The sequence below is a fragment of the Salinibacterium sp. NG253 genome, assembly GCF_015864945.1.
Lineage (GTDB): Bacteria > Actinomycetota > Actinomycetes > Actinomycetales > Microbacteriaceae > Rhodoglobus.
Genome location: NZ_JADYWF010000001.1, coordinates 1916223 through 1943093, shown reverse-complemented (window position 1 = coordinate 1943093; position 26871 = coordinate 1916223). Strand labels below are relative to the sequence as shown.

Annotated in this window: 26 protein-coding genes and 1 pseudogene; 19 read left to right on the top strand and 8 right to left on the bottom strand. The window is 61.9% G+C overall.

Annotated features, from left to right (window positions below):
• Positions 1-11: 11 nt before the first annotated feature.
• The 5 genes from I6E52_RS09300 to I6E52_RS09280 are packed head-to-tail and all read left to right on the top strand — an operon-like array spanning position 12 to position 4057.
• Complete coding sequence (locus I6E52_RS09300; RefSeq protein WP_197156597.1) at positions 12-725, top strand: TetR/AcrR family transcriptional regulator; 714 nt, start codon at positions 12-14, stop codon at positions 723-725.
• On the top strand, positions 725-1432 hold the full coding sequence (locus I6E52_RS09295) for a hypothetical protein (protein ID WP_197156595.1): 708 nt from the start codon (positions 725-727) through the stop codon (positions 1430-1432). The genes I6E52_RS09300 and I6E52_RS09295 overlap by 1 nt, the downstream gene beginning before the upstream one ends.
• A complete protein-coding gene (locus I6E52_RS09290) occupies positions 1429-3288 on the top strand; it encodes a YhgE/Pip domain-containing protein (RefSeq protein WP_197156593.1) in 1860 nt (619 codons plus the stop codon). The genes I6E52_RS09295 and I6E52_RS09290 overlap by 4 nt, the downstream gene beginning before the upstream one ends.
• A gap of 4 nt (positions 3289-3292) precedes the next feature.
• Positions 3293-3649, top strand: a complete 357-nt coding sequence (locus I6E52_RS09285) for a cupin domain-containing protein (RefSeq protein ID WP_197156591.1) — start codon at positions 3293-3295, stop codon at positions 3647-3649.
• 45 nt (positions 3650-3694) lie between these two features.
• Positions 3695-4057, top strand: coding sequence for a hypothetical protein (locus I6E52_RS09280; RefSeq protein WP_197156589.1), 363 nt, complete (start codon positions 3695-3697; stop codon positions 4055-4057).
• Positions 4058-4101: 44 nt separating this feature from the next.
• Here I6E52_RS09280 and I6E52_RS09275 read toward each other — a convergent pair whose 3' ends face one another.
• The gene (locus tag I6E52_RS09275; protein WP_197156586.1) at positions 4102-5295 is read right to left on the bottom strand and encodes an MFS transporter; all 1194 of its coding nucleotides are present in this window, start codon (positions 5293-5295) and stop codon (positions 4102-4104) included.
• Between the two features lie 84 nt (positions 5296-5379).
• Positions 5380-5850, bottom strand: coding sequence for a hypothetical protein (locus I6E52_RS09270; RefSeq protein ID WP_197156584.1), 471 nt, complete (start codon positions 5848-5850; stop codon positions 5380-5382).
• 166 nt (positions 5851-6016) lie between these two features.
• On the opposite strand from I6E52_RS09270, the gene I6E52_RS09265 reads away from it, so the two are divergent.
• Both I6E52_RS09265 and I6E52_RS09260 read left to right on the top strand, forming a co-directional pair.
• Positions 6017-6589, top strand: coding sequence for a hypothetical protein (locus I6E52_RS09265; protein WP_197156582.1), 573 nt, complete (start codon positions 6017-6019; stop codon positions 6587-6589).
• Positions 6577-7092, top strand: coding sequence for an RNA polymerase sigma factor (locus I6E52_RS09260; RefSeq protein ID WP_197156580.1), 516 nt, complete (start codon positions 6577-6579; stop codon positions 7090-7092). Before I6E52_RS09265 ends, I6E52_RS09260 begins: the two co-directional genes overlap by 13 nt.
• Positions 7093-7127: 35 nt before the next feature.
• Here the strand turns inward: I6E52_RS09260 and I6E52_RS09255 are convergent, their stop codons facing one another.
• Positions 7128-7331, bottom strand: a complete 204-nt coding sequence (locus I6E52_RS09255; RefSeq protein WP_197156578.1) for a hypothetical protein — start codon at positions 7329-7331, stop codon at positions 7128-7130.
• A 484-nt stretch (positions 7332-7815) separates the two neighbouring features.
• On the opposite strand from I6E52_RS09255, the gene I6E52_RS09250 reads away from it, so the two are divergent.
• Complete coding sequence (locus tag I6E52_RS09250; RefSeq protein WP_197156576.1) at positions 7816-10827, top strand: cell wall-binding repeat-containing protein; 3012 nt, start codon at positions 7816-7818, stop codon at positions 10825-10827.
• Between the two features lie 74 nt (positions 10828-10901).
• Here the strand turns inward: I6E52_RS09250 and I6E52_RS09245 are convergent, their stop codons facing one another.
• Positions 10902-11897 (bottom strand): hypothetical protein, encoded by a 996-nt coding sequence (locus tag I6E52_RS09245; RefSeq protein WP_197156566.1) that lies wholly within the window; start codon positions 11895-11897, stop codon positions 10902-10904.
• Positions 11898-12042: 145 nt separating this feature from the next.
• On the opposite strand from I6E52_RS09245, the gene I6E52_RS09240 reads away from it, so the two are divergent.
• From I6E52_RS09240 to I6E52_RS09220, 5 genes are all read left to right on the top strand, one after another.
• On the top strand, positions 12043-12954 hold the full coding sequence (locus I6E52_RS09240; RefSeq protein ID WP_197156564.1) for an ABC transporter ATP-binding protein: 912 nt from the start codon (positions 12043-12045) through the stop codon (positions 12952-12954).
• Positions 12951-13835 (top strand): ABC transporter permease, encoded by an 885-nt coding sequence (locus I6E52_RS09235; RefSeq protein ID WP_197156555.1) that lies wholly within the window; start codon positions 12951-12953, stop codon positions 13833-13835. The genes I6E52_RS09240 and I6E52_RS09235 overlap by 4 nt, the downstream gene beginning before the upstream one ends.
• A gap of 92 nt (positions 13836-13927) precedes the next feature.
• On the top strand, positions 13928-14473 hold the full coding sequence (locus I6E52_RS09230) for a GNAT family N-acetyltransferase (protein ID WP_197156553.1): 546 nt from the start codon (positions 13928-13930) through the stop codon (positions 14471-14473).
• Between the two features lie 115 nt (positions 14474-14588).
• Complete coding sequence (locus I6E52_RS09225; RefSeq protein ID WP_197156551.1) at positions 14589-15044, top strand: nitroreductase family deazaflavin-dependent oxidoreductase; 456 nt, start codon at positions 14589-14591, stop codon at positions 15042-15044.
• A gap of 85 nt (positions 15045-15129) precedes the next feature.
• Positions 15130-16242, top strand: coding sequence for an N-formylglutamate amidohydrolase (locus I6E52_RS09220; protein WP_197156547.1), 1113 nt, complete (start codon positions 15130-15132; stop codon positions 16240-16242).
• Positions 16243-16262: 20 nt separating this feature from the next.
• Here the strand turns inward: I6E52_RS09220 and I6E52_RS09215 are convergent, their stop codons facing one another.
• Complete coding sequence (locus tag I6E52_RS09215) at positions 16263-17642, bottom strand: anaerobic C4-dicarboxylate transporter (RefSeq protein WP_197156546.1); 1380 nt, start codon at positions 17640-17642, stop codon at positions 16263-16265.
• A gap of 198 nt (positions 17643-17840) precedes the next feature.
• On the opposite strand from I6E52_RS09215, the gene I6E52_RS09210 reads away from it, so the two are divergent.
• The 3 genes and pseudogenes from I6E52_RS09210 to I6E52_RS09200 all read left to right on the top strand — a co-directional run bounded on the left by I6E52_RS09210 (position 17841) and on the right by I6E52_RS09200 (position 20087).
• Positions 17841-18152 carry a hypothetical protein gene (locus I6E52_RS09210; protein WP_231601807.1) on the top strand — a complete coding sequence of 104 codons (312 nt, stop codon included), beginning with the start codon at positions 17841-17843 and terminating at the stop codon, positions 18150-18152.
• Positions 18153-18193: 41 nt separating this feature from the next.
• Positions 18194-19168 carry a 1-phosphofructokinase family hexose kinase gene (locus tag I6E52_RS09205; RefSeq protein WP_197156543.1) on the top strand — a complete coding sequence of 325 codons (975 nt, stop codon included), beginning with the start codon at positions 18194-18196 and terminating at the stop codon, positions 19166-19168.
• A gap of 23 nt (positions 19169-19191) precedes the next feature.
• Positions 19192-20087 (top strand): annotated as a pseudogene (locus I6E52_RS09200) (fructose bisphosphate aldolase).
• Here I6E52_RS09200 and ppsA read toward each other — a convergent pair.
• Positions 20084-22480 carry a phosphoenolpyruvate synthase gene (gene ppsA / locus I6E52_RS09195; RefSeq protein ID WP_197156541.1) on the bottom strand — a complete coding sequence of 799 codons (2397 nt, stop codon included), beginning with the start codon at positions 22478-22480 and terminating at the stop codon, positions 20084-20086. The pseudogene I6E52_RS09200 and the gene ppsA overlap by 4 nt on opposite strands.
• A gap of 154 nt (positions 22481-22634) precedes the next feature.
• Between ppsA and I6E52_RS09190 the strand changes: the two genes are divergently transcribed.
• The gene (locus tag I6E52_RS09190; protein WP_197137604.1) at positions 22635-23030 is read left to right on the top strand and encodes a GntR family transcriptional regulator; all 396 of its coding nucleotides are present in this window, start codon (positions 22635-22637) and stop codon (positions 23028-23030) included.
• 64 nt (positions 23031-23094) lie between these two features.
• Here the strand turns inward: I6E52_RS09190 and I6E52_RS09185 are convergent, their stop codons facing one another.
• Both I6E52_RS09185 and I6E52_RS09180 read right to left on the bottom strand, forming a co-directional pair.
• Positions 23095-23715, bottom strand: coding sequence for a response regulator transcription factor (locus tag I6E52_RS09185; protein WP_197156539.1), 621 nt, complete (start codon positions 23713-23715; stop codon positions 23095-23097).
• The gene (locus I6E52_RS09180) at positions 23712-24926 is read right to left on the bottom strand and encodes a sensor histidine kinase (RefSeq protein ID WP_197156537.1); all 1215 of its coding nucleotides are present in this window, start codon (positions 24924-24926) and stop codon (positions 23712-23714) included. The genes I6E52_RS09185 and I6E52_RS09180 overlap by 4 nt, the downstream gene beginning before the upstream one ends.
• Before the next feature lie 162 nt (positions 24927-25088).
• Here I6E52_RS09180 and I6E52_RS09175 point away from each other — a divergent pair, with 162 nt between their 5' ends.
• Together I6E52_RS09175 and I6E52_RS09170 are read left to right on the top strand one after the other, a co-directional pair.
• Entirely contained in the window at positions 25089-26162 is a 1074-nt protein-coding gene (locus I6E52_RS09175) for an FtsX-like permease family protein (protein WP_197156535.1), read from the top strand.
• A complete protein-coding gene (locus I6E52_RS09170) occupies positions 26159-26866 on the top strand; it encodes an ABC transporter ATP-binding protein (RefSeq protein WP_197156533.1) in 708 nt (235 codons plus the stop codon). Before I6E52_RS09175 ends, I6E52_RS09170 begins: the two co-directional genes overlap by 4 nt.
• The last annotated feature ends 5 nt before the right edge of the window (positions 26867-26871 follow it).

Genomic DNA, 26871 nt, shown 5'->3' with positions numbered 1-26871 from the left:
ACAGTGGCTGCATGACCACTTCCGCTCCCCGTCGCCCGCGACAGGACGCAGTCGATAACCGCGCCGGCATTCTCAGTGCCGCCACCGCCGCTATTGCCCACGACCCCCAGGCGTCGATCAACACCATCGCCCGCAGTGCCGGGCTCTCTCGTCGCGCCCTGTACGGCCACTTCGCCGACCGCAACGCGCTTCTCGCCGAAATCATCGATGCAGGCGCCGAACGTTTCAACCGCATCGCCAGCGACGTCACCGACACCGATGCTCAAGTCGCGCTTGCCCGCCTCACGTCACTGCTGTGGCAACAGGCCGCCCACGTGCAGGTTGCCGCCTCCATCGCCCTCGATGACGCTCACCTTGAAGCCACCGGAAAAGCGCTCGCACCGCTACGGCATGCTGTTGCCGCCATCCTCCAGCGCGGCCAGAACGACGGCACGCTCCGCACCGATGTGGATGTCACCACCCTCGCTCGCCTCGTCGAAGAGGCTGCGCGCGCCGCGATCACTCGCGTCGATGCGACACTGCCCGAAGCTCGTTCCCTCGCCGTGCGCACCACGCTCAGCATGGCTGGGCTCTCGTGGCGCGAGACGGTCGCGCTGCTCGAGGCGCATCCCGATATTCTCGGCGCTCCGGCGGCTGGCGATGTTGCAACTAACGGCACCGCTCCCGCGACTGCTGACGCCACTCCCGCAACCGCCGACACTGCGACTGCCGGGGCCAAACGCTGATGCGCGTCGAATTGAGCGGGGTGACGAAGGGTCACGACGCCGAAGACTTGCCCGCGACATCCATTACCTTTGAAAGCGGCACAGTGACGCTAGCGGTAGCCGAAACCGAACAGCGCCCGACCGTGCTTGGCCTTATTGCCTCTGGTCGCATGCGGCCAGACTCGGGCACCGTCACAATCGATGGCCGAGCGGATGCCCGTGCGCTCCGCCGCAGCGTCGCTCTCGTCGATGCCCCCGGAGTTTCTGATCCGGATGCCGGAGTGCCGCTCGTCGGTGTCGTCGCCGAAGAGCTGATGTTCGCTGGCCGTCGCGCCGACCCGATCTCGGCCCGGCGCTGGCTCGACGCGGCAGGCTTTCGTTCGCTTGCCTCGACCGCGATAGCCGACATTGAGCCGATCACGAGACTGCGCGTTCTGTGCGAGCTAGCCGTTCTGCGCCCTCACGTCGAAGCGCTCGTCGTGACCGCACCCGACCGCCACGGCGGCCAGCCCCTCGAATGGTGGACCCTCTTCGGCGAATTTGCTGATCGCGGCCTCGCCGTTCTCGCGGTCGCTGGTCGCGCCTCCGAATGGGCCATTACCCACGCCGATGTGATCGAGCGTGCCGAATCTGCCGAAGCATCCCTGCGCAACAGCCTAGGAGCTTTTGACGAACGTAGCGCTGCCTGGGCCCAAAGTGGCGGCGGCGTAGGAGTAGACAACGTATGAAGGTTCCCGCAATGATCGCCGCTGAACTGCGGCGACTCACTTCGTCACGCATGGCGATGCTCGCTTTGCTCGCGCTCATGCTCGTGCCTGTGCTCTATGGCGGCGTGTACCTGTGGGCCAACCAGGACCCCTACGGCAGCTTTGCCGAAGTGCCGGTCGGGTTGGTCGTCAACGACGATGGCGTGCCCGCAGACGGCGACGACGAGGCTGTGAACTACGGCCAGCAAGTCGCCGACGATCTGCTCGAGGGCAATGACTTCGAATGGCATGTGCTTTCCGCCGCCGACGCTGAGACCGCGCTGGCCGACGGCGATGTCGACTTCACGGTGACCATCCCGCACGATTTCTCGGATGCCCTCACCTCCATCGCGGACACTGATCCGCATCAGGCTGAGATCGACCTCGAAACCAACGATGCCAACAACTACTTGGCGTCCACCATCGGCAAACAGGCCGTCGAACAGATCCGGCGGTCGGTAGCGGAACTCGTGGGAGAAGAAGCGGCCGGCACTCTGCTGACGGCGATCTCTGACATCCGCTCGGAGCTATCGGATGCCGCCGATGGCGCCTCCCAACTTCTCGACGGATCACAGGATGCCGTCTCTGGTGCTGGTGAGCTATCGGATGGCGCGAGCACTCTGACTTCGGGACTGACCGAGCTCAGCACCGCCACCGACACTCTCGCGAGCGGAGCCGACCAGCTCTCCGCCGGAGCAGCGCAGGTCGCCGCCGGCAACACCGAGCTTGCCGGGTATGCCGATCGCGCGGGCACGGCCGCCCAAGACATCGCAGATGCCCTGCCCACCGCTCGCGCCGACCTCGTGACCGCCCTCACCGAGCAGGGGCTCGACGCGACCGAGATTGACGACGTGCTCACGGCACTCGACCCGCTCAGTGATCGCATCGCTGAGGGCAACGGCACCGTGCAGTCCGCGGTGTCGCAGGTCGATGAACTTGCCGCCGGCGCACACACGCTCGCGAGTAGTGCAGCTGAGCTCGCCTCGGGGGCGCAGCAGATCGCCACAGCGACCGGCTCCGCAACATCCGGAGCATCAACACTCAGTGATGGAGTGAGCACCCTTAAAGATGGCCTCGGCACTCTCGCCGACGGCACCGCCGAACTGCGCGACGGCCTTGCGAGCGGCGTCGAGGAACTGCCCGATTCGAGCGAAGCACTGCGCGCTCTTCAGGCCGAAACGATTGCTGACCCGGTCGCGGTCGAGACCAGCGCTGTGACGACCGCTGGCAACTATGGTGCTGGCCTTGCCCCGTTCTTCACGGCTCTGGCTGGCTGGATCGGCATCTACGCCCTCTTCCTCATTGTGAAGCCCGTCTCCAAGCGCGCCGTCACCGCCCTGCGATCACCAATTCGTGTGACTCTGGCCGGCTGGCTCACGCCCGCCGTGCTTGGCGCGCTGCAAATGGTGGCGCTGTTCGGCATTCTCGCCATCGCTCTCGGCTTCAACTTCACGCATCCCCTCGGCACCCTCGGCGTGATGATCGCGGCAAGCTTCACCTACGCGGCCATCATTCTGGCCCTCAACATTTGGTTCGGCTCCGTCGGCCAATTCTTGGGGCTCGTGCTCATGGTGCTGCAACTCGTGACCGCCGGCGGCACCTTCCCATGGCAAACCCTGCCCGCACCGCTGGCTGCCCTGCACCACGTTCTACCGATGGGCTACGTCGTGGATGCCATGCGCCAATTCATGTACGGCGGCGACATCGCCCGAGTCGGCACCGACGCTCTCGTGCTCGGCGCCTGGCTCGGTGGCGCGCTCATCCTCTCTGCCATCGGAGTGACACGCATGACCCACCGCCGCACCCTGCGCGATCTGCAGCCCAGTCTCATAGGCTGAGCCCATGACCGAACCCGCAACACTCCTCAGCCCCGGCACGCCCCTCGCGGCGAGCGCCGTCCCCGTCGCCCACGAAGCCCTTGAGGCAGACGAGGTGGTGGAGGGCACTCCCACCGCGGGCTACGCCGTGCTCGACACCCTCGGCGACAGCGAGATCGGCATCTGGGAAATGACCGTGGGCACCGCAACAGACACCGAGGTCGATGAGGTCTTTGTGGTCATTAGCGGGCGCGCCAGCATCCACTTCGCTGCGGATGATCGCACCGTCGTTGTGGGCCCCGGCGATGTTGTGCGGCTCACCGAGGGCATGCAGACCACCTGGACGATCACCGAAACGCTGCGCAAGATCTACATCAGCTAGCTCGCGTGCGCCGCCGAGCACGGCTGCGTCGCGTACCGTAGGAGCATGATCACACGACGGGAAGTTGCACTCCGCCTCGACATTCCTTTGGAAATGGCGAGACGGCATGACCTCCCGAATCGCATGTCGGATGCCGAGTTCGACGAGCTGCAAGCCAACCCGCCAGCGTGGCTGGTTCAGTCGCTCGCCAACCGCACCGGCAAACGCCCCGTCTGGATGCAGCTCACGTGCACGGTCTGCGGCTTCACGGAGGCGGCCCGCCCCAAGAAGTGGTGGCCAGCGTTCACGTATTTGACGTGCGATTGGCATGACGCAGATGAACTGCCCGCTCCCGCTGAGGGCGTGTTTCGCTCGGAGATCGACGGCATCGGTAGTCGCTTCGTGGGCATCGTCGACGAGAAGGTTTAAGCCGCCGCTCCCGCCGTTCGCGCCGCGTCTCTGCGGACGCCGAACTACTTCTTCGGCAGCGGCTTCGCAGCGCCCGCGAGTACGAGCGCGACCACAATCGGCACTCCGATAGCGAGCAGCGCAAACCGGATGCCGACAGCATCGCCAAGGAACCCCAGCAGTGGCGGCCCCGACAGAAATGCGACGTAGCCGATGGTGGCAACCACGGAGACTCGGGCCGCAGCGCGCTTCGGGTCGTCGGCTGCTGCCGACATCCCCATCGGGAATGCGAGCGCTGCACCAATCCCCCACAGGGCCACGCCGATCAGCGCGAGCCACAGGGTGGGCGCGAAGACGAACACGGTGAGCCCGATCGCGGCGGCGGCCATGCTTCCGCGCAGAACGGGAACTCGACCAAACGCATCGATCGCTCTGCCACCGAAGAATCGCATTGCGGTCATCGCGAGAACGAAGGTGGCAAACATGAATGCGCCGTTGGCGTTGGTAACGCCGAGCCCATCGACGGCGGCTTTCGCGATCCAGTCATTGCCGGCGCCTTCGGTCAGAGTCGCGCCGAGCACGACGACACCGATCAACAGAGTGCGCCGGTCGCGCCACGCACTCCGCACCTTGGGCGGTGCAGCCTCGCCCGCGGGCTGCTGCGGCTCCGGGATGCGCGGCAGAAAGTACTTCGGAAGCCACTGCGTTGCCGCAACCACAACGCCAGCGATCACGAGGAGGTGAGCCGGAAGCCCCACACCAATGTTCGCGAGCCCCGCGCCGATGATGGCGCCGACGAACGCACCTCCGCTGAAGGCCGCATGGAGTTGAGGCATGACCGTGCGGCCCAGTTTGTGCTCGACGTCGGCGCCCTCAATGTTGATGGCGACATCCCAGAGCCCAATACCGATGCCAAAGACGAACAACGAAATTGCGGTGCCTATCGTCGTTGCCGCCGAGAGGGAACCGGCGATGCCGATCCCGGCGAGTGCAGAAACAAGCCCCGCGAGCCGCACCGAATGCGCCGTGCCTAGCTTGCCCGTGACCCAGCCGGCGGTCGGCAGCGCGACAAGGGATCCGACGGCAAGGCAGAGCAGTAAGCTACCCATCTGTCCAGGCGTGAGACCGAGAATGTCAGTGACAGCGGGAATGCGCGCCGCCCAGCTGGCAAACACCAGACCGTTGACGCCGAAGACGATGAACGTCGCGACAACAGCAACTCTGAGTTGTGCTGCGGATGCGGTGGTGCTGGTGGTCATAGGGTCAATACTCCCAGTCCCGATCACCAGCTCAGTGCCACCCCAAGAATCGCACTCGTTTTCGCACGCGACGCGTCATTCGCGCTACTGCGTGTTGAGAGGTGTGGTGACGAGATCGACAGCGCCAAAGGGGAACGGGTAGAAGAAGGTGCCCGTGCCGTCCCAGTCGGTGATCGGGATCATCCAGAACCAGATTTGGCTGATGAGCACCGAAGCGACGACGAGAATCGCGATGATCGCGGCGGCACGATCAAGGTAGCGCAGCGCGGACTCAACCGTGTGTGCCCGCCGGAGCACAAAGTTGAGGTTCACAATAACGATCGCGAAGATCGCCAGGAAAATCAAGCCACTTGGTTGCAACGTCAGCGAGATGCAGCTCGGGTCCACCGCGCCTTCGGGGGTCGGGCAGTAGCCCCTACTGCCGGTGGTAAAGATCGCATAAACCGCTGCGGCGATTCCCGCGGTAAGAATCAGTCGACGGATGCGCGCCACAATCTGTCGCGCCGGCACCAGGCTCACGGCATCCGTTGTTTCAGACTCCTCGATGCGCGGCATGAAACTCCTTTGGTGGCCCTCGGTGATCACTCTTAGAGTAATCATGAAGTCGAGAAATTGTCGAGCAAATCTGGCGTCTGCGCACAATGGCGGCGAGCGGGTTGGACAGTCAGCCACGCACCGGACATGTACTGAGTAGGAGCAACCCTACGAATCGGAGAATGTGATGGACAGAACAACCGAATTGCTCGACGCGAGCGCCCCTCGGCGCGAGCTGGCCACGCCTGCCATCACTGCGGCGTTGAGCGACGTTGTGGAGTCGTCCACGCGCTCACCACGGTATCGACGCCCCGCTTTCATTGCCGGAATCTCAGCGCTTCTCGTCGGGACCGGTACCGCAGCTGCGGCCGCCGCGGGGCTCTTATTCCCGATCCTTCCGCCCTCCCTGTTCGAAACTGGCGAGGGCTATGACCTCTCCTGGAACGTCGTCATCACCACTCACGGGCAAGAGTTTGCGTGCAGCGGCGGGTACACCCTCCAGCCCGTCGAGGATCAACCCGGCTTCGACCAAGAGATCTATGACGACGCAAAACTCTTTCTTCAGACAGAAGACTGGTCAAGCGTGCGCCCCGATCCCGCCTTCATGGACCATGAAACTGTTACCGCCCAGCAGACCGCAGAGATCCTCGCGAGGTCTATCAAGACTCAGGTTATGGCGGCCGTGATCGCTGAGTTCGAGTCGCGCGGCACCCCGTTGCTGGGTATCTCGGGGAGAGGAATCGACGAGTGCACGCTGTAGATACTCGGGCTCGGGATGCGATCCGGCGGCACCAGTCTGCACTCCTCGCCTACTTCACCTACCGCGTAGACAACGTCGAGGATGCCGCAGACCTCTTCTCCGAGACAGCTCTTGTCGCGTGGCGCCGACGACGCACAATGCCCGCCCCCGACGAGGAAGCAAAGCGGTGGCTGTATGGAGTTGCGCGCAATACGCTGCTCAACCATCGCCGCACACTGCGCCGGCGCAGCAAACTTGTCGAGACCCTGCGCACCGAACTCGTGCGTGCTGACACAATCGCCGTCGCCGAGAGTGTGGATGATTCTCAACGCGAGGTTCGCGCTGCTCTTGAAACCTTGCCGACCGCGCAATCCGAACTATTGAAACTCATCCACTGGGACGGCCTCACCATCGCGGATGCCGCTGCCGTGCTCGGGCTCAATGCCTCGACTGTGCGCAGCCGCTATTCAGTTGCGAAGGCCACTATCGAGGCCGAGCTGTCTGCGCACGTGCGGATGAGCTAACCCAACGCGCGCTACAACCATTAGAGGCAACCGCGCTATTCGGTGTATTCGATCGCGGCGAGAAGCTGGATGTTTTGCGAAAAGATACCGTCCCACACGCTCGTCGACCGCTGCGTGAGCGCCGTCACTCGAGCGTTGGGAAACTCTGCCAGCTTCTCGCGGAGCGCAGCCGTCGCGACCTCCATGTTGGTGCCGGGAACTTTGACGGTGATCAATTGGCGACCCGTGAAATCAGACATGCGCTCATTTTATGTGACCCTGCCCCGCCGCGACAGATGTCGGGCGCGGCTTCTACTCCTCATCCGACCGCTTTGTCTACCCCTCGCTTAACGGGCGAGCATGACCAGGTAGACCAGTTTGTCCACCACTAAAAGTCGTCTGCCTTTCGGTCTCGCTGAGAAATCGCCCGAACTGGGGCCAGCATCGACCCCCTTGGTGCTTCAGCTCACACCGTTTGGCGGCAGCCCGTAGACCACTTTCGCTCGAGTATGAATCTCCTGAGAAAATACCACTTTGAAAATGCCCCTGGTTTTCCGGAGTTTCCCTCGATACCACTTTGTGTTCCTCTGTTGCCCAGAGAACCCCGGCGATAGTGTTTCGGCGTACCGTGCATGGCTGATCTCTGTGCGTCGATTCGTATTACCCGATTTACCAGCCTTACCCGGCTTACCTGCACGACCTGATTTACCCTTTCACCCTCCGAACCCGAATCTGGAGAGTTTCATGTTGTTGACCCATAAACGTCCGCCTGCCCAAAATCGGCCAGCCCCCACGAGAGCGAGCGCGAAGAAGCTCCTCGCTGTTGCATCCACCGCGCTGCTAGCGATCGGAGTCTCTGTAACTGGTGCGCTTCCCGCCACCGCAGCACCCGGGCCCACCACCGAGGCATGCGCCGCAGTGACTAACGGTCCTATCGCTACTAACCAGACTTCTCAGGGGTGGACCTTCACCGACACTCGCGCTAAGGGTCACAATGACTTCACAGCCGCGGGACTTCACGTGTGGACCGAAGGCGCGACCTCCGCTGACAAAGCAGCCGCGTACAAGTCAGTCGATCTTGCGCTAAAGGATGCCGGAGTGCCGGTGGTCAACTTTGTGTCGAACTCTGGTGGCGTTCCTAGCCTCCAACTCATCACGGACTTCGACAACGATGGCACTGCTGATGGAATCTTGGTCGGCGAACCATCGTTTTACGGCAGCGATTTCTGGGTGCCGAACAGCGCGGCAGCTTTCGTTAAAGACAACGCCCCCGACACTTCGGGCGGTCACGGGAGCGCCTACCACGGCACACTCGATGAGTGGCTCGTGGAATTCCCGGATGCTCGCGTACTGCAGATCGGCTACAGCCTCGGCTCAGGCGTTCTGGGTGATGCCGTTATCGAGTCCATCGAAGTAGGTTGTGTGAGCTACGGCTTCAGCGTCGATAACGCGTATTCGGCCTCCACCACCGTCGCCGTTGACGACTCCGAGATTGCACCGTTCGAGGATTCCGATCCCGCCTCCGCCAGCTACAACTACGAGACCTGGCATGAGGGCTACAACAGCAACACTGTGCGGGCCTACTCGACTGAGGCTGATGGACTGCACCTGGGTGACGGCACCCCGTCGCAGGTGATGCTGGGAACCCCCGGCCCTGTTACCGCCACGGAGCTCGAAGCACTGATCACGAGTGCAAGCATCAATGTTCTTGAGGGCAGGGTGACCTTCCAGATTCCGATTACGTATGGCACCGCCGCGAACTTCACGACGCTTCGATCAACTTCGTTGGTGTCTAACAACGAACATCACTTTGATGTAACCGACAAGTGGGTTACATCTCGACCGCTCAAGCTGGCTAACGGCTCGACGTTCACCCCGGAGAACGCCTTCACCATCGCGGACCTTGTCGCCTTCCTTGGCACCCAAGGGGACATCACCCTGCTGGGCTTCGGTGTGCAGGCAGATAGCTCGGCTGTCGTTCAAGACTTGGTGTTCAACGACACGAACTACAGCTTCGTGCCCACCTCTGCGGAGGCGACTACTGATCACGTTGTGGTCGCGTACGACGAAATTGCACTCAATGAAACCCCAGCGAACTACACCACCTGGCATGAGGGCTATGCCAATGCGACGAAGTCCTTCTCCGTTGCGGCTGATGTGCTTTCGTTCGGCAGCCCGTCGCACTCTCAGATTCTCAAAGGTCTAGAGACTCCGGTTGACGGCAGTGACCTCTACGCGCAACTCACCCGCCACGCTGCGGTGACCGTGGATAGTGGCCTCGTCACCTACCAGGTTGCTTTCACGCACGACGGAGCTATCGGTTGGGGAACCATCCGTTCCGCAAGCCTGGACGCCGGAGAACACACGTTCAACCTCAGTGACCCGTGGAAGTCGAGCAAAAACATCGGCACCGCAATTGTGGCCAACACGGAGTATGCGCTCGGCGACATCCTCGATGCTCTGAACGCTCAAGGCAACGCGCTGGGCACTGCTTTCGGCATTCAGGCCGATCATGCTGCACAAGTCTCGAGCCTGACGTGGGGCACCACCGAGTACAGCTTCAGCCTCAAAGTAATTGCGGCTGCCCCCGCAATCTCTGGAACCGCGAAGGTTGGGGAGACTCTTACGGCGCAGCCGAAAGCTACTGTGTGGATGCCATCCACCGGCGTGACGTTCACGTACCAGTGGAAAGCGAACGGCACCGCAATTTCGGGAGCAACCGGCTCAACATACAACGTTGCGGCAGCGGAGCTCGGCAAGAAGATTACGGTCACTGTCACTGGCTCCCTCGCGGGCTACACCAGCGCATCCGAGACTTCGCCGACAACGAGCTCAGTAGTCAACGACCGCATCGTTGTTTCGCGCCTCTCCGGTGCCGACCGCTATGCGACTGCCGCTGAGATTGCTCAGGAGTGGGACAGCGCTTCCGTTGTCTACATTGCGACGGGCGCTGGTTTCGCGGACGCTCTCAGCGCGAGTTCTGCTGCTGCCTACAAGGATGCCCCGCTGCTGCTGACTGACTCCAAGTCACTGTCTGCCGCGGCTAAAGCTGAACTGCTGCGATTGAAGCCGAGCAAGATCATCATTGTCGGAGGAAGCGGCGCCGTCTCGAACAGTGTGAAGGCGAGCCTTCAGTCGCTGTCGTTCAACCCGTCGGTGAGTCGCATTGGCGGCGCTGACCGTTACGCAACATCGCGACTGTTGGCACAAGCAACGTTCCCGGCCTCAGCCGTGACCACCGCTTATGTTGCCAACGGTAGCGACTTCCCGGATGCGCTCACAGCAACCCCTGCTGCCGCCAACCTTGGCGGTCCAGTCGTGCTGATTCCTGGCAACGCAAGCAAAGTTGATTCGGCAACCGTAGCGCTCTTGAAGTCTCTGGGAGTGACCTCGGTGAAGATCGCCGGCGGCAGTGGCGTTGTCTCTAGCGCCATCCTGACCAACCTGAAGACGAACTTCTCGACCGTCAAGCGCAACAGTGGTTCCGACCGCTACGCGACCGCGGTTGCGATCAATGCCAACGAGTTCTCTTCAGCGAGCACCGTCTATCTCGCTACAGGCTCCGGGTTTGCGGATGCTCTCGCCGGTGCCGCTCTCGCAGGATCACAAGACGCTCCGCTCTTCATCACCCCATCAAATTGCGTGCCGCAGTCAGTCCTGACTGCGATCACCAATCTCGACAACCCGAAGGTAGTACTGCTCGGTGGCACGGGAGTGCTCACCTCGTCAGTGGCAAGCCTGAAGGTCTGCAGCTAACACCGTACAACCAGTAGAGGGAGTGTGGTCCGCACCAGTGCGGGTCACACTCCCTTTGCTTGTGCAGAGCGCGGTTAACCGAGCTGCCACCACCGTCCTGTCTGCTCGTCTCGCATCCACGTCGCATCAGAACCCGCATGCGTCACGACATCGGTGAACCAGTAGGTTTCGTCGGGGTTCCACCCGGCAATGACACTCGCGAAGCCGTCGTCGAGCGGGATAACGACTCCGGCGGCAGAGAGATAAGCCGCGAGAGTAAGGTGCACCGCGTCGAAATCGTGGGCGACCCTCGACCAGTCAGGCATCATCCATTTGCCGCTACGGCCTGTGGTGCGGTACCAGTCGTGGCGCCGGGTAGCGGTGATCTCGAGCGGGTACCGCCGGCAAAGTTCGGCCCACGACTCTGCAGCAACAATTTCGAACACACGCGGAGTGCCTTCGTAGGCCACCGAGTGTATGTCCGCCGGTTTTTCGTCGGAGCGATCTTCGACCAGCCAGAGCCCGACCGGGCCTAGATCGGGCAGCGCCCGCGTTGTCGCGGTAAGCCCGAACGGTGGCCGCGACCACCAGCCACCCGAATCATCAGCGGTGGGATCTGCCAGGCGATCTCGAAAATTGACCGCCCACTGCTGCGGCGCCACGGGGTCACTCCACCACTCGATCATCGGCGACGTCACGATGTGCTCCGCGACGCGCATCAGCGAACGCTCGAGGCGGGAATCCGCTAAAAGTTCGTCTCTGCCATCGGGTTCTTGCCAATAGCGTGCGCTATCCACAGAAGCGGCGCAGGCTTCAAGAGCCTCGGCGATACCGATCGGGGTCAGCGGGATGCTGTCGAGGGCTTCGGCAATGTCCTCGACGCTTGGCTCGGGAAGCGGATCGGGAATGCCCCAGCCGAAGATAGCTCCCCCTTGCCCTCGTGCCTTCTCCAGATGATGGGCCGCATAGACAAGAAGGTATCCGAGCGATGCCGCTGCCGGGATTGCCCCCTCCGGGTCGTGCTGAGCCACAGCAACACAAAGACGACGGCCGCGCGGTCCCGACAGAAGCGTGCGAGCATCCAAAGGCATGACGCCAGCCTAAATCTCGAAGCCCGCAGAATGAAGCTTTACTCGGGAATGAAATTAGTGATCTCAGGCTTGAGGGCTACTTTGTGGCGGGGAAATCATCCTTACGACGGACCCCGCAACGCGAGTGCGCTCGTACACTTAAGACATGATTGAAATTCAAGGATTGACCAAGAGGTATGGCGCCAAAACCGCCGTCGATAACATCACCGCGACCATCCGTCCCGGTCTCGTCACCGGCTTCCTCGGCCCGAATGGTGCCGGCAAGTCCACCACCATGCGCACCATCATCGGCCTCGACCGCCCCGATTCTGGCTCGGTTACCGTGAACGGCAAAAAGTACGCCCAACACCACAACCCCATGCACGAAGTGGGTGCATTGCTCGACGCGAAAGCAATCCACACCGGGCGCACCGCCTACAACCACCTTCTCGCCATGGCCGCCACCCACGGCATCGGCAAAGCACGCGTGCACGAAGTCATCGCAATGACCGGCCTTGAGTCTGTTGCGAAGAAACGTGTCGGCGGATTCTCGCTCGGCATGGGCCAGCGCCTCGGGATCGCCGCCGCCCTCCTCGGTGATCCCCAAACCCTGATCCTCGATGAGCCAGTCAACGGCCTCGACCCCGAAGGCGTCATGTGGGTGCGCAAGCTCACGAGACAACTCGCCTCAGAGGGCCGCACAATCTTCCTCTCCTCTCACCTCATGAGCGAGATGGCACAGACGGCCGACCATCTCATCGTGCTCGGGCGCGGTCGCATCATTGCGGATGCCCCCGTCGGCGAGATTTTGGCACTAGCAACCGGAACCGCAGTGCGGGTTCGCACACCGCAGGCCGCTGATCTCGCCAACCGCCTCGCTAGCAGCGACGTGACCGTCACCAGCCTCGAAGGTGACGTTCTGAACATTGCCGGGTTGGCATCCGCCCAGATTGGTGAGGTCGCAGCACAAGCGGGCATCGTGCTTCACGAGCTCACTCCGCTCGCCGCCTCGCTTGAGGATGCCTACCTAGAACTCACGCAAGACGACGTTGAATACCACTCGGAGGTTTCCCGATGACCAACACCACCCTTGAGGCTTCCCCCGCTGCGGCAGGTCAACGCTCTACACACTTGAGCTTCCTGCGCGTTGTGCGCTCCGAATGGATCAAGCTGCGCACGCTTCGCTCGACCCGGTGGTCGTTTGCGATCATCGTGCTGCTCACGGTCGGATTTGGCCTCCTCATGACAGCCACCATCGACACCTCGACAGGCCCTGCCTTTGACGTCGAAACGCAGAAATCATTCACGGTGATGGTGGCAACGCTTGGCGTGAACTTCACGCAGCTTGTCGCCGCCGTGCTTGGTGTGCTCATCATTAGCGGTGAATACACGACGGGCATGATCCGTTCAACGTTCGCGGCGGTGCCCAAAAGATTGCCGGCCCTCTTTGCGAAAGCGCTAGTGCTGGCCGTAGCCACGTTCGTGGTCGGTCTCCTCTCAATCGCCCTCACAGCACTGGTCACCGCGCCGATACTTGCGAGCAAGGGCGTTGAAGGGCAGCTTCTGGATGGCGACGTGATGCGTGCTCTCGTAGGCGGCGCCGGTTACCTGACCCTCATTGCGCTTCTGGCTTTCGGTTTCGGTGCGATTCTACGTAACAGCGCTGGTGGCATTGCGACTGTGTTGGGACTACTCCTGGTGGTGCCTACCGTGCTCTCCATCCTCGCGAGCGTGGCGCAAGTGGCGTGGCTCTACAACCTTTCGGCGCTACTGCCGTCATCCGCTGGCAGCCAAATGTATGCCATCGGCAGCGACTCCGCCGCGGGCGGCCCGCCCCTCGGAGGGATCGCCGACGAAGTACTCACCCTCGATCCGACCCAGGGCTTCCTCGTGCTGCTCGCCTGGGTTGTTGTACTGCTCATCGTCGCATCCGCGCTCATCAAGCGTCGCGACGCCTAGACGTTTCGACGGAGCAGAAGTTCGCCCGTTTCCTTCAGCCACACCGCTACCTCGGCTGAAGGAGGCGGGCGTTTGCCTTGCATAATGAGGAGATGAACCCACGCACGCGTTCGACTCCCATCGACGTGCGCCCGTATCGGCCAGCGGATGCGGCGCCGACGCTGGCAGTGTTCCTTTCTGCGGTCACCATCACGGCATCCGCTGACTACTCGCCGCAGCAGATTGCGGCGTGGGCACGAGCAGACGAGCGCGAGATACCTGTCTGGGATCAGTCGATGAGCGCCCGCAACAGTTTCGTCGCCCTGGTCGACGGTGAGATAGCGGGCTTCTCGGATGTGAGCTCGGATGGCTACATCGACATGATGTTCGTTTCTCCCCAGCACTCGCGCCAGGGCGTCGCCGCTGCGCTACTCGACTTCATCGAGGTCATCGCCCGCGAGCGAGCGAGCCCGTCACTTTCCGCCAACGTGAGCGTTACCGCCCGGCCGTTCTTCGAGAAGCGGGGCTTCCAAGTGGAGGCCGAACAGCATCCCGTGCTGAACGGCGTTGAACTGAACAACTTCACAATGACCAAGTCTCTCGACGCTTCTCCCTTGGCCGGGCAGGTCACCGGGCAAAGCCAAGGATCAGAGCAATGACGGCCAGTTCCGCAAAGTAGCAGGCGACCTGAACCAACGCGAATAGCACTCATAGTGTCTAGCAAGGCAGGCTACTGTGCTGTACTAGCCTCCGCGGTTGCGGCATCATGGCCACATGGCCAAGACATACCGACTCGGATTCGTGCGACGCGCGGCCAATCTATTCATGACTGCGATGATCAAAACAGGTCTCGGTCCGAGCTCGAACTATCTTCTCTCTACGACCGGGCGCAAGAGCGGTGAGCTGAGAACAACACCGGTCACCATCATTGAGGCTGCGGGGAATCGATGGCTCGTGGCGCCGTATGGGAACGTCAGTTGGGTTCACAACGTCCGCGCCGACAACGCAGTGAAGCTGCGGCGGGGTCGACGGAGCGAGGTTCTTTATGCGGAACGCTTGGCTGCCCATGCCGCCGGGCCGGTTCTGCAGCAATACGTGCGTAATGTTCCGATCACGGCCCCTTTCTTCGATGCGACGTCGGAAGACCCGGTAACAAAATTCGTCGATGAAGCCTCACAACATCCAGTGTTTCGACTCACACCCGAAGCTTCGCGACCCCGATCGAACTAGCTCATTCGTCGAAGGATTTCTGCTCCACCAGATTCAGCAGCTCTGCCCATTAGGGCTTGCTCAGCTAGTTCGCCATGATGGGAACATGAGCGACGGCGCCTCCCCCACGTTAATCCCGGCGGGAACACACTTCACCGCAGCAGATATTACGTTTTACGCAGACCCTGAGAACCGAACGCTCAATGAGGCTTTGAGCGACGCTGATCTGCTGGTGAGCTGCCCCCACTCGGGCGCGGCGATCCCGGAGGAACTTTCCGAATTCCTTGCACCTGAGTTCACTCGCAGGCTCCAGTTTGACTTCAGTGACGTCTCGACGAGCGCCGTTGTGCGCCGCTGGGCAGAAATCGATCCTCGCATCGTCTATGTGGAGAACCCGCATCCGCGCATGATCCGCGACCCCAATCGCGCCAAGCCGAGCGATCTCGCCGGCAGCCTCGCCGCCGCACTGGAGCGGGTGCGAGCAGCCGGACCGTATCAACCCGTCGATCTCAGCGGTGTGGATGCCGTGCGCCCCGTGACCTTCGCGTTCTATCCGCTGCTTCTCGTTCCGCAGGATGAGGCGCAGCTACGCCACCTCACTGACACCTTTGCGGCTGTCGCCGAACGCGGACTTGGCGTCTACGAACGCACCCGCGACGAGCTCCGGGCTCGTTTCATAGCGATCAAACTTGAGCAAGCGCGCACCTCCGCTCAACCCCATCGCTTTACGGCGCTGTCCTTTCACGACACGATGAACCACACCGCCGCTAGGGATGGTGCCGTGTGCGTCGAGCGTGCGCCCAAGGACCGGTTGCCGCAGATAGTGGCGCTCTCCAACCGAGGTGATAACGAAGGCGACCCTCGCGGCGACGAGCCCGTGACGATGACGCCGGTCACTCTTCGGCGGCTGGCAGATGCGCACCGCACAGCCTTTGGCGCACACTCACCCAGCGATGTCGGGCTCAACATCCCCTATCTCGGCGGTCAAGAAATCATCGACGCCGCGGCACACTTCGAGCGCGTTAGGGAGGATGCGGAGACAGCCGGCCTTTCGCTCAGCGCCGTGCAGGCGGAGTTTTTGCGCGAATACCTGCTCGGCGCGAAGAACACGGCGATCTTGTCGCAGCCGGGGACGGGCTGGGTTGCCCCCGACCCGGAACACGTCGACCGGGTTGCCCGGGCGTGCAAGGCCGCGTGGGATTCCTTCCGCGCCGGGTAGCCCGCCGCCGTCGGCCTCCATTATCCCCAGAGCACGCCGAACAGCGCTCCGGCAGCGATCGTCGTGCCTGCCAGCAGCAGCGAAGGCACAAAGAAGGAGTGATCATAAAGCTTGGTGCCCAGCTTGGTGCTCCCCGTCGTATCGAAGTTGGCCGCGGCGATCTGAGATCCGTTAGTAGGAAGCAAGTAGATTCCAGCGAAGGCGCCCGCCCACATGCCAGAGAGTAGCCCGAGCGGGATCCCGGAAACCAGACCAATCGGCACGATCGTCCTAGTCGCGGTCGACTGACTCGTGGTGAGAACGCAGACCACGAAGACGCCAAGCGCGAAGATCCACGGTGCCGCCTGTACGGCGTTACCAACAGTCGAGGCGATGTCCTCGGAATGGGCGCCAAGGAAAGTATCCGTGAGCCAGGCCAATCCGAACAGAGCAATGGCGGAGACCATCCCGGCCCGGAAAACAGTCGTCTTGGGTACAGCGGCGATCGTGGGACGCGAAACTAGCAGGATTACCGTGCCGGTGACAAACATGACGATCTCGATGATTGGCGTCATCCCAACGGGGTCGCCAGCCGCATCCAACGGCCGAATGGCCTTGAAAAGACCAAACACGACAATCGCCACGACGCCGAGAAGGAAAATAATCGCGGCATTTCTTCCGGATGTCGTCACAGTGGTCTGAACCGGGGTGGGTGCCAGCTGGGTGCCACGCTTCGTCTTTTTTGCGCCACCAGACTGCACCCCGTCCGGTGCAGGAATCGTTCCGGCGGCGATCTTTGCCTGGATCTCGGGGTCATCAGCAATGTCCTTGCCGAGGCGCTGCACGAAGAAGCTCGTAGCGACAATGCCGACCACCGCAGCCGGGAAGGTGACCTTGACGATGTCGATGAGCTCATAGTTGAAGGGCGATACGTCGGTGAGCGTAATCATCGCTGCCATGGCTGCCGAGACCGGGCTGCAAGCGAGTGCGATTCCTGTCGCTACAACGGAGAGCGAAAGCGGTCGAGAAGGACGGATGCCGTTGCGGTAGGAGAGGTCTTGGATGATTGGCAGCAGCGGGTAGAGGATGTTCGAGGTGCCGGCGCCGGCCGCAAATACGAAAGAGACAAGCGGGGCAACAAGAGTGATCTGTTTCGGATTTTTCTTGATGAGAGTGGCGGCGATTGACACCATCCAATCGATTCCACCGGCAACCTGCATCACTGAGGATGCGAGCACGATGGCGAGAACGATGAGGAGGGCGTCGACGGGCGGCGAGCCAGGAGCTAGACGGAAACCAAAAACAAGAATAGCAACGCCTGCTCCGCCCCAAAGGCCGAGCCCGACCCCGCTCGATCGTGTACCCATGACGATGCAGCCGAGCACTACGAGAAATTGTGTGATGAAAAGTGCGATCTCCATGGAGCCCCAGCCTTATCGCTGACCTAAAGCGGGCAACTGTTCCACAGCATAGGCACCCGGAGGCACCGGCACCACCCAACGCCCGGCGAGCGGGCTGCTGCTGCCCCTGCAGAGGAGTGCGATCCTGTGCGGATGCCCGGCAATACTGGACCCTTCCTACCCCTTACGCTTGCCGACACCCGTGGCTACGCTGAGGTTATGAGCGAACAAGAGCACACTAAAGACGAGGGCGAAGAATCTGGTCTGGACGGCTACGTCAGATTCATCGATTGGCTGAACCACAAACTGTTTCCCGTTCTGGGCATACCCGATGTGGGGCCCTACGACGCCGTGGTCTCGAAGGTTGCGGATGCCGTGTGTCCCGTGTGTGGGCGGCCAATGTCAGAACATTACATCGACCACTCGACGCCGGAGACGCTTCTCGACTGCCCTGCTGAACACCTGCCGGAGCCCGTCGACAACTCGCCTCTGAACGAGCTCGGAATGGATATCCCTTCCACCGAGAGCTAAACCGTTCGATGGGGCGGTAACAACGCCATAAAGTGGGGATTATGGCATCCGTTACTCCCCCGCTGTCCACGACAGGGCGGCCCATCGTGACCCTGACGGTCAACCCCGCGCTCGACATCAGCACGTCGACTCCACGGGTGATTAAGGATCACAAGATGCGCTGTGGCCCCAGCCGCATCGACCCTGGCGGAGGCGGCGTGAATGTGGCGCGCACCATCCACAAACTCGGCGGGGACGCCCTTGCCATCTACGCGGCTGGTGGCCTCACGGGAGCCACCTATCAACAGTTGCTCGAGACAGAAGGCGTTCCCAGCCTCGCGGTGCCCATCGCTGGCACGACTCGGGAGAGCTTCACCGTTGACGAAAACGATTCGGGCCAACAGTTTCGGTTCGTGCTGCAGGGCCCAGAGTTTCGCGAAGCCGAGTGGCAACGCTGCCTTGCAACGCTAGAAGCAGCGATCATTCCCGGTGGCTATGTTGTGGCCAGCGGCAGTCTGCCGCCCGGAGTGCCGACAGATTTCTACGCTCAAGTGGCACGATTGGCGCACCAGAAGGGTGCACGCTCGATCATCGACACGTCTGGCGAAGCGCTCACCGATGCCCTCGCCGAAGGTGTCTACCTTGTGAAACCGAGCCTCCGCGAACTGAGTGAACTCGTGGGCCGAGAGCTCACCACCGAACAGAGTCAAGTGGATGCCGCCGCCGAGCTTGTCGCTCGCGGCTCCGCCCAACTCGTTGCTTTGACTCTTGGCGAGGCCGGCGCCGTGCTCGCCTCCGCCTCCGGCGTCATCCGGCTGCCAGTGCCCACGGTGCGGGTGCAGAGTGCTGTCGGTGCTGGTGATGCATTTCTGGGAGCGTTTGTGTGGCGACTGTCACAGGGGCAAGATCCTGAACGTGCATTCCGTTCTGCTGTCGCTGCGGGCAGCGCAACGGCAGCGACGCCGGCGACCGAGATGTGTGCCCTTAAGGAAGTAGAAGCTCTCGAACTAGTGCTTCCGGAGGCCACACGCTACTAGGCGAAACGAAGAGGAGCATAACCATGAATGAATTGCAGTTCACCAAGATCAAGGACGCTGACGGCTTCATTGCGGCGCTCGACCAGAGCGGTGGCAGCACACCCAAAGCTCTAAAGCTCTAAAGCTCTATGGCATTCAGGATGACTCCTACTCTGACGACGAGGAGATGTTCGATCTCGTCCATGCGATGCGCACACGTATCGTCACCAACGCCAGCTTCAGCGGTGACCGCATCCTGGGTGCCATCCTCTTCGAGCAGACGATGGACCGCCAGATCGAGGGTCGCCCGAGCGCCGACTACCTGTGGGACGTCAAGAACATCGTTCCCTTTCTCAAGGTAGACAAAGGCCTCCAGCGCGAGGTCGACGGAGCCCAGTTGATGAACCCGCTGCCCGGACTCGACGCGGTGCTGGCCCGCGCTCTCGATAACGGCATCTTCGGCACCAAAATGCGATCACTGATCCTGCTTGGTAACGCGGCAGGCGTGCAGGCAATCGTTGACCAACAATTCGAGATCAGCCGTCAGATTCTGGCGGCCGGTCTTGTGCCCATCATTGAGCCTGAGATCGACATCCATTCGCCAAGCAAGCATGAAGCCGAGCGGATGCTCAAGGCCGCGATTCTCGAACAGCTCGACTCCCTCGGCGCAGACCAGTACGTCATGCTCAAGCTGACGCTTCCCGAAGTCGATGACTTTTACGCAGACCTCGTGGCCCACCCGAATGTGCTGCGAGTGCTCGCGCTCTCAGGCGGCTACAGCCGTGCAGAAGCCAACGCTCGACTATCCCGTCAGCACGGCGTAGTCGCGAGCTTTTCGCGTGCGCTCACGGAGGGGCTCACCATTCAGCAGAGCGACGACGAGTTCACCGCAACGCTCGAAGAATCGATCAGCAGCATTTTTCGAGCGTCCACAACTTAGCGGTCGCGCGCCTCGACGGCAGCCTCAGCGTCAGCAATATGGGGAACCGTCTTCATGAAGCTGTCGGGGTTGAGCGAAATGGAGTCGATTCCCTCGTTGACGAGGAACGCCGCAAAGTCGGGGTAATTGCTGGGGCCCTGCCCGCAAATTCCGATTTTGATTCCGGCGGCGTGCGCTTTCTGGATGGCTTGGCTGATCATGGACGTGACCGCGTCATCCCGCTCGTCAAAAAGCGCTGCCAACTCCTCTGAGTCTCGATCAACACCAAGCACTAATTGCGTCAAGTCGTTGGAACCGATCGAGAAACCATCGAACCGGGTGGCGAACTTTTCAGCCAAAATCACGTTGGCGGGAATCTCGCACATCATGTAAATCTGAAGCCCATTTTCGCCTCGCACCAAGCCGTTCTCTGCCATCACGTCCAGAACACGATCGGCCTCGGCCACAGTGCGACAGAACGGCACCATGATGATGATGTTGGCGAATCCGATCTGCTCGCGCACGCGCTTGAGCGCGCGACATTCAAGGTCGAAGCCTTCGCGATAGCGCGGGCTGTAATAGCGCGACGCTCCCCGGAAGCCGAGCATCGGGTTCTCTTCAGAGTGTTCGAAAACACTGCCGCCAATGAGGTGCGCGTACTCATTCGTTTTGAAGTCGCTGAGCCTCACGATCACGGGCAGCGGATGATACGGCGTAGCAAGTTTGGCAATCCCTAGCGCCAGGGTCTCCACAAAGAACTCCGTGGGGTCGTCAAAACCGCGCGTGAGCTCCTCGATCTGTTGACGCTCACCCTCGTCAGTGACCAGTTCGGGATGCACCAGGGCCATCGGATGAATCGTGATCAGATTATTGATGATGAATTCCATCCGGGCTAGACCAACCCCGGCTGCGGGCAACCGCCACCATTGGAAGGCTGCTGCTGGGCTCGCGATATTCACCATCACTGCTGTGCGTGTTTCCGACAGCGTCGCGGGGTCAAGCTCCTCGGTCTCAAAGGTGAGGGTGCCCTCGTAGATGTGGCCTTGGTCGCCTTCCGCACAGGACAGGGTGATTTCTTGGCCCTCTTTCAGCACCTCGGTAGCGGTGCCGGTTCCTACGACAGCGGGGATACCGAGTTCACGGCTGACGATCGCCGCATGGCTTGTCGGGCCACCATGATCAGTGACGATTCCCGAGGCCCGGGTCATGATCGGCACCCAGTCCGGGTCGGTCATTTCGGTGACCAGAATGGCCCCGTCACGAAAGTTCTCGATATCGGCGGGGTCCCGAATCACACACGCCGAACCGGTGGCAATTGCATCGCCGATGGCGGCGCCGGAGATCAGAAGCGGGCCATCCTGAGTGAGATGGTGGGTGGTGAATCGCGTACCTGTCTTGCGCGCCTGCACGGTCTCGGGGCGCGCTTGCACAATGAACAACTCGCCCGTCACGCCATCCTTGGCCCATTCCATATCCATCGGGCGGCCATAGTGCGCCTCGACGACCACTGCCCAGCGCGCTAACTGCAGAATTTCGGCATCAACAAGCACGAACGACTGCTGTTCCCGCTCCGAGGTATCGACCATGCGCGTGCGCGCGCTGCCGCCCTTGCTGTAAATCATCTTGCGCGACTTGGCGCCCAGAGTTTTTTCGACAATCGGCGAACACCCCGGCATCTCCAACAGGGGTTTGAACACGAGGTACTTGTCGGGGTTTACCGTTCCCTGAACAACAGTTTCGCCGAGTCCCCACGCGGCGCTAATTACCGCGACACGGGGAAAACCGCTCTCCGTGTCGATAGAGAACATCACCCCGGAGCCGCCAACATCCGACCGCACCATACGCTGCACGCCAATCGACAGCGCCGCATCCAGATGATCAAATTCCTTGACCTCTCGATAGCTGATCGCGCGGTCGGTAAACAACGAGGCATAGCAGCGCCGGCAGGCATCCAGAAGCTCTCGCTCACCCCGCACATTCAGGAAGGTCTCTTGCTGACCGGCGAAACTGGCATCGGGAAGGTCTTCGGCCGTGGCGCTGCTGCGCACTGCAACCGCGGGGTTTGTCTCGCCCGAACGGGCGGCAAGCTGGCGATAGGAAGCGCGGATCTCTTCCGCAATGCCCTCAGGAAACTCGCTGCTGAGGAACAACTCGCGCAGCGCTTCCCCCGTTTCGCGCAAGCTCGCACTCCCGGCATGAAAGCGATCAAGCTGCGCCCGTGCGGCTGTTGCAATCCCGTTCGCATCAACGAATGATCGATAGGCATCGGCAGTAGTCGCGAACCCTGGCGGCACCCTCACCCCCTCGCTTTCGAGAGTGCGAACCATTTCGCCCAGCGATGCATTCTTCCCCCCGACAATCGGAACATCTCCAATGCCAAGGTCCTCGAACCACATCACATGCTGCTTGCCCATATCGTGCCTCCCACGTTTTTTCACGGAGTTGCCACTGCCTATGGTGTGAACTCTACGACCATTGCCGCATCGTCTCTAGGGGCGCGCACAAGAGACTCAGGCAATGCTGTGAAGAGCTTCGGATGCCGCCAAACCCCGTGTGAGAGAATCAACCATGGCTGAATCGTGGCGTCGCACACCGACCGAAAGTCCTGTCACTTTTGAGATCGACACCGCAGCATCCATTCCTCCGTTTGAGCAGATCAAAGCTCAGGCGATCGCCCAGATCACGAGCGGCGAGCTTCTGGCCGGCACCAAGCTAGCGACCGTGCGTCAGCTGGCCACCGACCTGGGCATCGCGCCCAACACGGTGGCGCGGGCCTACCGCGAACTCGAGGCCGACGGTTTTCTGCACTCGCGCGGCCGCAACGGCACCGTCGTAAAAGCCCAGCCCGGCGATGCCGCAGCGCTTCTCCAACTTGAGGCCAGGGCCTACGCCAACCGCGCAGCCGAGCTCGGAATCAGCACCGACGAAGCACAGCGTTTCGTCGCTATCGCCCTCAAGGGCTAGTCGGCCAGACCTACCGCAGCACGTCGAGCTGGCGCAGCCCGCCGAACTGACGCAGCAGCCTGAACTACCGCAGCACTCCCAGTTCGCGTGCCTTCGACACTGCAGCGGTACGCGACGACACATTCAGCTTCGAAAAAATGTGCACCAGGTGCGACTTCACCGTCGTTTGCGAGACAAAGATTTCTCCCGCGATCGCCGCGTTCGACATCCCGGCGGCAACGCGCTCCAGCACCTCGATCTCGCGCTTGCTCAGACTCACTTGCGGAGCCCGCATCCGGTCGAGCAATCGGCCAGCGATTACGGGAGCCAAAGCGCTCTCGCCCGCAGCCGCAGCACGAACGGCCGCAATCAACTCATGCGGTGGAGCGTCCTTGAGCAGGTACCCACTGGCACCGGCTTCTACGGCCCCCAGGATGTCGCCATCGGTGTCGTAGTTGGTGAGAACCAGCACATACGGGGCAGCATCGAGCGCGCGGATGCGGCGCGTGACATCCGCGCCTGACTCCAGCTCGCCGAACTGCAAATCCATCAAAATCACACTCGGGCTCGCCGATTGCACGAGCGCAAAAGCCTCATCGGGAGTGGCCGCCTCCCCCACAACAGTGAGGTCGGTTTCGTGTTCGAGCAAGGCACGCAAACCGGCGCGGACGACCGGATGATCATCGGCAATCGCCACCCGGATCATGCCGTCTCCCCCGCCGATGGGCTCAGCAGCAGATCAACCGTCACCGTGGTGCCAGCGCCGGGGCTCGACTCCACCGTCAACGTGCCACCCAGCTGTTCGACACGTTCGCGGGTTGCCGTGAGTCCGAAAGAATCTGTGAAGCCACGAGCCGACGCTGCCTCCGCGCGTTCGGGGTCAAAGCCGCGGCCGTTGTCCGCAATCATGAGCCGCACATCCGAATCATTGCGCTCGATGGAGATCGTGGCCTGCGTTGCCTCCGAGTGCTGCACGACGTTCGCCATCGCCCCCTGAGCGATGCGCAATAGCGCGGTCTGCACGGGCATCGGAAGGTCAAGAGCATCCGCCACCCGCACCCGGATCTCACGCTCGGGGGTCTGCCACTGGGTTTCAGCGAGACGACGCAAAGCCGCGCCCATCCCCTGCTCCACGAGTGCCGCCGGGGCAAGCTCGCGAATGAAGTTACGAGTGTCGGCGAGATTGGCGGCCGCTGTCTCACGGGCAAGGCGCACGTGTTCGAGGCCCACAGCATCCGGGTCAGCACGTTCAGCAGCATGCAGCAGCATCTGGATGCTCGACAGCCCCTGTGCGACGGTGTCATGAATCTCGCGGGCGAGTCTCGCTCGCTCCGCCAGCACCCCGGATTCGCGTTCGGTCTGCGCCAGCTGATCGCGCGTCTCGAGGAGTTGCTTCACCAACAGTTCGCGGTCTGCAGCCTCAGCCGCGAGTGATTTGTAGCCAAGACCAATCACGATCGCAACTCCCGCTCCGACGAGTGGCCCCACAACGCCACCCACGGTCCATTCGCTGTGAAGACCAAGCGCCGCGATGGCCAGCAACGTCGAACCCAACACCGCGAGGGTGCGCCAGCCGCGAGGCAACAAGTGCAGATAGAGAAAGAACAGGGGGAACACCAGATAGGCGGCATCCGGACTCAACCACACCAGCACGAGCCATTCTGCCGACAAGACAAGCGCCCACAGGTAGGCCGAGACCGACTGCGCGCTCGCCCCCGAACTCATCGCGTGCCGCGCCAGATAACCGCCGAAACCGTAAGTGATGAGCAACAGCGCCGCGAGCGCGATCACCGCCCCCATGTTCGGGTTGCCATCGACAAGAGCACGCACCACCACGAGCACAGTCAAAGCGACAAAGAGGATGTGCAAACTGGTGCGCAACCCCACAAAAACGGGGGTCAACGCAGTGTGGCTCATAATTCGACCCTACTGCCGTGAACGAGTGCTTCTATCCATCGAAAGGATGATTGTGCCCTCCGTACTAAGCGCCACGAAAGGTACTCTCCCGGCCGATGCCCTACCGCGCCCAGACGAGGAGGCTAGTTACTGTCGCATTCGTCGACGCCGAAAGGACTCCCCATGTTTGTTGCCTGGCGCGATCTGCGCTTCGCCCGCGGACGATTCGTGCTCATTGGCACCGTTGTCGCCCTCATCACTTTGCTCGTGGGGTTCTTGAGCGGCCTCACCGGTGGGCTCGCTGCCCAGAACATTTCGGGAGTGCTCTCACTCCCCGCCGACCAGCTCGTGTTCGCAACCCCGAGCAGCAAGGGCGCCGATGAGGCGAGCTTCTCTGACTCTGATGTCACCGAGAAGCAGGCAAACATATGGGCTGCTGCTGACGGTGTCGAATCGGCCAACCCGATCGGCGTCTCGCAGACGAAGGCAGAATCGCCCGAGTCCAGCACCGCCATCGCCATCTTCGGCGTTGTCGCCGACTTCGATGAGACGGCCCCGAGCGCCGACGGCAAGGTCGGTCTCTCAGAGGATGCCGCCACCGGCCTTGATGTCACCACCGGTGACACCATCACCATCGCCGGCACCGATTACACAGTCGAGAAGGTCAGCGGAAACTGGTGGTACAACCACACCCCCGTCGTGCAGATGACTCTCGAAGACTGGCAGGGCTACTCGGCCACGACCGGCAGCCCCGACGCGTATGCGACCGCCATTGCGGTCACCGGCGACGCGGACTGGGATGCCATCAATAGTGAAGCAGACACCCTCAGCAATTCGGTGGTGTTGTCTCTCACTGCCGTCAGCTCGTTCCGCTCAGAAATCGGTTCGCTGCTGCTCATGGTCGCCATGCTGTTCGGAATCTCTGCCCTCGTGATCGGTGCCTTCTTCACCGTGTGGACGATGCAGCGCAAGGCTGACATCGCCGTGCTCAAGGCGCTCGGAGCCTCCACTCCTTCACTCGTTCGCGATGCGCTGGGTCAAGCCCTCATCGTGCTGTTGATTGGTGTCGGCATTGGCATCGGAATTACCGCCATTCTCGGGGCCCTCCTGGGCGACGCTTTGCCGTTCATCCTGAGCCCCCTCACCACCCTGTTGCCGGGCTTCATCATGATTGCGCTCGGCCTTGCCGGCGCCGCTTTCGCGCTTCGTTCCGTCACCACCGCCGACCCCCTCACCGCCCTTGGGAGCACCCGATGATTCAGCTCAACAACGTCACGCTCACCTTCCCCGACGGCGACGGTCGCGTCACTGCGGTCGACCACGTCACGCTCAGTGCCCGCCCCGGCACGGTCACCGGCATCACCGGGCCGAGCGGGTCTGGCAAGTCGAGCCTGCTTGCGGTTGCCGCGACCCTCATCCACCCCGACTCCGGCCAGGTCCTCATCGATGAGGTGGATGCCGCCCAACTGTCCGCCACCGAGGCAACAGCGTTGCGCCGCGACGCAATCGGTATCGTCTTTCAGCAGGCCAATCTGTTGCCGTCGCTGACCGCGCTCGAACAGCTCGCGGTCATGAACGAATTGGGTTCGCCGCACAGCCGCGGCCGTCGTGCCGCCGTGCGCACACACGCCGCCGAATTACTCGCTTCGGTCGGTCTTGGCGATCAGATGCACAAGCGTCCGCACCAGCTTTCGGGCGGTCAGCGTCAGCGCATCAACATCGCGCGGGCGCTTATGAACGACCCGAAGGTGCTGCTCGTTGACGAACCCACGAGTGCACTCGACCAGGAGCGCGGTGCGAGCATTATCGAACTCATCCTGCGCCTTACAGACGAACGCAACACGTCAACGCTGCTGGTGACCCACGACCTCGTTCACTTGCCGCGGATGCACGCCGTGATGAACATGATCGATGGCCAGCTCGACACTGTGCGTGCCGAAGCGCTCGTTGCCGCTAACTAGCGCGA

Bases quoted from the DNA above. Each gene is read 5' to 3' on its own strand.
- ppsA (WP_197156541.1), bottom strand. From the start codon at position 22,480: ATGGGCAAGCAGCATGTGATGTGGTTCGAGGACCTTGGCATTGGAGAT.
- I6E52_RS09235 (WP_197156555.1), top strand. From the start codon at position 12,951: ATGACCAACACCACCCTTGAGGCTTCCCCCGCTGCGGCAGGTCAACGC.
- I6E52_RS09240 (WP_197156564.1), top strand. From the start codon at position 12,043: ATGATTGAAATTCAAGGATTGACCAAGAGGTATGGCGCCAAAACCGCC.
- I6E52_RS09270 (WP_197156584.1), bottom strand. From the start codon at position 5,850: ATGCCGCGCATCGAGGAGTCTGAAACAACGGATGCCGTGAGCCTGGTG.
- I6E52_RS09215 (WP_197156546.1), bottom strand. From the start codon at position 17,642: ATGGAGATCGCACTTTTCATCACACAATTTCTCGTAGTGCTCGGCTGC.
- I6E52_RS09275 (WP_197156586.1), bottom strand. From the start codon at position 5,295: ATGACCACCAGCACCACCGCATCCGCAGCACAACTCAGAGTTGCTGTT.
- I6E52_RS09295 (WP_197156595.1), top strand. From the start codon at position 725: ATGCGCGTCGAATTGAGCGGGGTGACGAAGGGTCACGACGCCGAAGAC.
- I6E52_RS09290 (WP_197156593.1), top strand. From the start codon at position 1,429: ATGAAGGTTCCCGCAATGATCGCCGCTGAACTGCGGCGACTCACTTCG.
- I6E52_RS09190 (WP_197137604.1), top strand. From the start codon at position 22,635: ATGGCTGAATCGTGGCGTCGCACACCGACCGAAAGTCCTGTCACTTTT.
- I6E52_RS09210 (WP_231601807.1), top strand. From the start codon at position 17,841: ATGAGCGAACAAGAGCACACTAAAGACGAGGGCGAAGAATCTGGTCTG.
- I6E52_RS09185 (WP_197156539.1), bottom strand. From the start codon at position 23,715: ATGATCCGGGTGGCGATTGCCGATGATCATCCGGTCGTCCGCGCCGGT.
- I6E52_RS09225 (WP_197156551.1), top strand. From the start codon at position 14,589: ATGGCCAAGACATACCGACTCGGATTCGTGCGACGCGCGGCCAATCTA.
- I6E52_RS09230 (WP_197156553.1), top strand. From the start codon at position 13,928: ATGAACCCACGCACGCGTTCGACTCCCATCGACGTGCGCCCGTATCGG.
- I6E52_RS09170 (WP_197156533.1), top strand. From the start codon at position 26,159: ATGATTCAGCTCAACAACGTCACGCTCACCTTCCCCGACGGCGACGGT.
- I6E52_RS09280 (WP_197156589.1), top strand. From the start codon at position 3,695: ATGATCACACGACGGGAAGTTGCACTCCGCCTCGACATTCCTTTGGAA.
- I6E52_RS09265 (WP_197156582.1), top strand. From the start codon at position 6,017: ATGGACAGAACAACCGAATTGCTCGACGCGAGCGCCCCTCGGCGCGAG.
- I6E52_RS09285 (WP_197156591.1), top strand. From the start codon at position 3,293: ATGACCGAACCCGCAACACTCCTCAGCCCCGGCACGCCCCTCGCGGCG.
- I6E52_RS09245 (WP_197156566.1), bottom strand. From the start codon at position 11,897: ATGCCTTTGGATGCTCGCACGCTTCTGTCGGGACCGCGCGGCCGTCGT.
- I6E52_RS09255 (WP_197156578.1), bottom strand. From the start codon at position 7,331: ATGTCTGATTTCACGGGTCGCCAATTGATCACCGTCAAAGTTCCCGGC.
- I6E52_RS09180 (WP_197156537.1), bottom strand. From the start codon at position 24,926: ATGAGCCACACTGCGTTGACCCCCGTTTTTGTGGGGTTGCGCACCAGT.
- I6E52_RS09205 (WP_197156543.1), top strand. From the start codon at position 18,194: ATGGCATCCGTTACTCCCCCGCTGTCCACGACAGGGCGGCCCATCGTG.
- I6E52_RS09300 (WP_197156597.1), top strand. From the start codon at position 12: ATGACCACTTCCGCTCCCCGTCGCCCGCGACAGGACGCAGTCGATAAC.
- I6E52_RS09220 (WP_197156547.1), top strand. From the start codon at position 15,130: ATGAGCGACGGCGCCTCCCCCACGTTAATCCCGGCGGGAACACACTTC.
- I6E52_RS09250 (WP_197156576.1), top strand. From the start codon at position 7,816: ATGTTGTTGACCCATAAACGTCCGCCTGCCCAAAATCGGCCAGCCCCC.
- I6E52_RS09175 (WP_197156535.1), top strand. From the start codon at position 25,089: ATGTTTGTTGCCTGGCGCGATCTGCGCTTCGCCCGCGGACGATTCGTG.